5 protein-coding genes are annotated in these 3,525 nt (G+C 61.6%); 1 reads left to right on the plus strand and 4 read right to left on the minus strand.

Features of this window, described 5'->3' with window-relative positions:
• From B4F07_RS00555 to B4F07_RS00565, 3 genes are all read right to left on the minus strand, one after another.
• On the minus strand, nt 1-1,247 hold a 1,247-nt coding region (locus B4F07_RS00555; protein WP_293704447.1), incomplete at its 3' end, for an acetolactate synthase large subunit.
• A 181-nt stretch (nt 1,248-1,428) separates the two neighbouring features.
• On the minus strand, nt 1,429-1,923 hold the full coding sequence (locus B4F07_RS00560; RefSeq protein WP_293703788.1) for a hypothetical protein: 495 nt from the start codon (nt 1,921-1,923) through the stop codon (nt 1,429-1,431).
• Between the two features lie 35 nt (nt 1,924-1,958).
• Nucleotides 1,959-2,546 (minus strand): hypothetical protein, encoded by a 588-nt coding sequence (locus B4F07_RS00565; protein ID WP_293703786.1) that lies wholly within the window; start codon nt 2,544-2,546, stop codon nt 1,959-1,961.
• A gap of 123 nt (nt 2,547-2,669) precedes the next feature.
• Between B4F07_RS00565 and B4F07_RS00570 the strand changes: the two genes are divergently transcribed.
• The gene (locus B4F07_RS00570) at nt 2,670-3,113 is read left to right on the plus strand and encodes a hypothetical protein (protein ID WP_293703784.1); all 444 of its coding nucleotides are present in this window, start codon (nt 2,670-2,672) and stop codon (nt 3,111-3,113) included.
• 78 nt (nt 3,114-3,191) lie between these two features.
• On the opposite strand, the gene B4F07_RS00575 is transcribed toward B4F07_RS00570, so the two are convergent.
• On the minus strand, nt 3,192-3,525 hold a 334-nt coding region (locus B4F07_RS00575; RefSeq protein WP_414711743.1), incomplete at its 5' end, for a cobaltochelatase CobT-related protein.

The following is a 3,525-nucleotide window of genomic DNA, read 5'->3' on the forward strand; positions in this document are numbered from 1 at the left end:
GCCGATGGCAGCCCCGCGCCCATCGTTGCCAGCGCATTGTCGAGCAGCACGGTGTTGGGGCGATAGGCGGTGTAGCCGCGCGCGAACCAGATTTTATAGACGCCATTGTCGAGGCAGATGATGCCGTCGTCGGGCATGGCGTCGCGGATCGACTGGACCAGATGCGGCGGAAAGATCGGGAAACGCGCATCTTCGGCCAGCGGCTTGGTATGGTCGACCTCGCCCTGGCGGAATTTCAGCATATGGTCGAATTTCCAGCTGCCGCTGGGGACGATGTCTTCCTTCATCTGCCACACCGCATTGGCAATATCGCCGATCACTTCGATGTTGGGGAAATAGACCGGATCGACCTCGGCGGTCTTCGACGACACATGGATCACCGTCGGGCCGCCGCGCTGCATGAAGAAGGGTGGTTTTTCGATCACGTCGTGGCCCAGGTTGACGATGCAATCCGATGCCTCGACGGCACGGTGGACGAAATCGCCCGCCGACAGCGCGGCGCAGCCAAGGAACTTCGGGTGGCGTTCGTCGATCACGCCCTTGCCAAGCTGGGTGGTCAGGAACGGGATGCCAGTCTTTTCGATGAACTGGAGCAGCATCCGGCTGGTCATTGTGCGGTTGGCGCCGGCGCCGATGACGAGCACCGGCGACTTCGCGGCTTCGAGCGCCTTCACCGCCTCGCGGATCGATTTGCTATCGGCGTTCGGGCGGCGCGAATGGCTGCGTTTCAGCGGTGTCGCGTCGGTATGTTCGTCGGCAATATCCTCCGGCAATTCGATATGCACCGCGCCGGGCTTTTCTTCTTCGGCGAGGCGAAAGGCTTCGCGCACCCGGCTCGGGATATTGTCCGACGCCGCCATCTGGTGGGTGAATTTGGTGATCGGCCCCATCATCGCGACGACGTCGAGGATCTGGAAGCGCCCTTGTTTGGATTTCTTGATCGGCTTTTGCCCGGTGATCATCATCATCGGCATCCCGCCCAGCTGCGCATACGCGGCCGCGGTCACGAAGTTGGTGGCGCCGGGGCCGAGGGTGGCAAGGCAGACCCCGGTCTTGCCCGTATGGCGGCCATAGGTTGCGGCCATGAAGCCTGCGCCCTGCTCGTGCCGCGTCAGGATCAGCTTGATCTGCGTCGATCGCGACAGACTGTCGAGAAAGTCGAGATTTTCTTCGCCCGGAACGCCGAAAATATATTCGACGCCTTCTTCTTCCAGACATTCGATGAACAGGTCGGATGCTTTTTTCATATGTCAGTCGCCCCCTCAGCCACGCACCACCCCGGTGCGGCCCCAAGCCATGCTGGCGACCCACAGCATGAATAGCGGTGCAGCGGCTCCCGTCGTCAGGCCGCGAGTCCCTGCTGCTCCGAAGGAGTTTGTAACGAGGGGGGAGGGGGTTGTCACCCTGTCGGAATAACCGATCGACAGATCAGCGAAGATCGATGCGAAGGTCGCGGTCGAGGCGGCCCGATACTTGCGATCCGGCGGGAATTTCCGCGCTGCGCCCGGTGGCAACGAAGGGCAGCAGAAGGAAAGCGGCCGCGGTGGCTGCTGCGTCGTCGGCGCCGTTTTTGCCCCTGGCTTCGAGCGCGCCGCTGATCCGCACAGTCCCGCTGGGCAGTTCCGCATAGAGCAATTGGACTGCAAGTTTCCCCTTTTTTCCGAACGCACCGCGCGGGTTGGCTTGGCTCAACTGGCCCACAACGATCACATCGGCGGGTATCGCCACGATGCCATCGACGACGAGCGGCGCCGTGACCTTAAGGTAGAGAAGGTCGCCTTTGACGCTTTTCTTGCTGGAAACGGCGCTGGTCGTGACGAGGTCAATGACAGTGCCCGCCGGGACCACTATGGCCGCTTCGGCCGTGCCGGAGGGCATCACCGTGCCGCTGGCTTCCTGAGCGCTCGCAACGCTGGCCAGCACGAGTCCGACGCAGGCGGCGGTGGTGCGAAGCCACATCATAATCCAGCGGGCACCGCGCGCGGGATTTCGATGTCCTGCTCGACAAAGCCAGTCATCAGTTCGCCCGCCTTGATCTTGGCGTTGTTGCCCTTCGCAAACAGACCGAGCGGGCCGAGCGCGAGGATGCCGAGCGCCGTCTCGCCGCCGCCACCGGCACCCTTGGCGCTGTTGGTTCCGCTGACCGGAATCTGCAGGCCATCGCTTTCAACATAGAGGAGTTTTGCCTCAAGCGATCCCGATTTGCCGACATTGCCGCTCTTTTTTGCGGCCAGCACTTCGCCCCATGCCGTCGCCCCGACCGGGATGACGATAATCCCGTCGATGAGCACCGGCTTGTCGACGCGCAGTTTGAAGCGATGCCCGGCTAGATGGGTTTTTGTCGTCACTTCGGATACGACCATGAAATGGATCGGGGTGTCGCGCCGTAACAGGAGTGGCGGAGCCGCAGGGGGCGGGGTCACCGGGAAGGCCTCGATCGATACAGGCTCTGCCGCCATGGCGGGCGGAAGCGGCATATCGACGGGCGCCGCCTGCGCCCCCGCCATCGTCCAAGCTGCGGCCAGCACCGCCGGAAATGCAAACATGATATCCCCCTGAAACCCCAGCGGCTTTTAGGCCATGAACAAAGCGCTTTGCCAAGATAAATTCTGGTTGACCTAGGCCTGCCTTGCAATGGATGAAAGCCGTCCAATTGGGGGAGCATTAATATGAAGCGAATCAACCTTCTTGCCGTTGTTGCGGTAGCCGCGATGGCGGTGGCGACACCGGCTGTCGCGAAGAAAAAGGACGTGACCTATGTCGTGGTCAACGAAGAGATGGGCGTCCCGGTTTTCCCGCACGACATCACCGACAAGCCTTATAAAATCGTCGGCGTTGTAACAGCGGGGGTTCGCAAGGCGACGATTTTCAGCAAGGAACCGTCGCAGCAGAAGATTTACAATGAAATCTGGGAACGCGGCGAAAAGCTGGGTGCCGATGCCGTAATCGGTGCCAAATATGGCGATAGCCACATCACCGCGCTTAGCTGGGGCAATACCAAAGCGGGCGGGGTCGCGATCAAGTTCCTGACCGCCGAGGAAATCGCCGCGGGCGCCAAGAGCGATACGCTCGAAGGTTTCGACCCCGAAGCGTGGACCGGCAAGAAAAAATAAGCGCGTCCGGCCTGGGCCGGATGGCTAATCCGAACGGACAGGGGGAGTGGCATTGCCGTTCCCCCTTTTCGCATCCCCTCAATCGATGTCGAACAACCCGGCCAGCTGTTCGACCATCGTGCCGCCCAATTGCTCGGCATCCATGATCGTCACCGCGCGGCTGTAATAGCGTGTCACGTCGTGGCCGATGCCGATCGCGCACAGTTCGACCGGCGAGCGGTTCTCGATCCAGTCGATCACCTGGCGCAAATGCTGGTCCAGATAAGCGCCGTGGTTCACCGACAGCGTGCTGTCGTCGACGGGCGCGCCGTCGCTGATTACCATCAGGATTTTACGCTCTTCGGGACGACCGATGATGCGGCTGTGCGCCCAGGTGAGCGCCTCGCCGTCGATATTTTCCTTGAGCAGCCCC

This window comes from Sphingopyxis sp. UBA6723 (genome assembly GCF_002454115.1).
In the GTDB taxonomy this organism is placed as follows: Bacteria; Pseudomonadota; Alphaproteobacteria; order Sphingomonadales; family Sphingomonadaceae; genus Sphingopyxis.

Bases quoted from the DNA above. Each gene is read 5' to 3' on its own strand.
- B4F07_RS00565 (WP_293703786.1), bottom strand. From the start codon at position 2,546: ATGTTTGCATTTCCGGCGGTGCTGGCCGCAGCTTGGACGATGGCGGGG.
- B4F07_RS00570 (WP_293703784.1), top strand. From the start codon at position 2,670: ATGAAGCGAATCAACCTTCTTGCCGTTGTTGCGGTAGCCGCGATGGCG.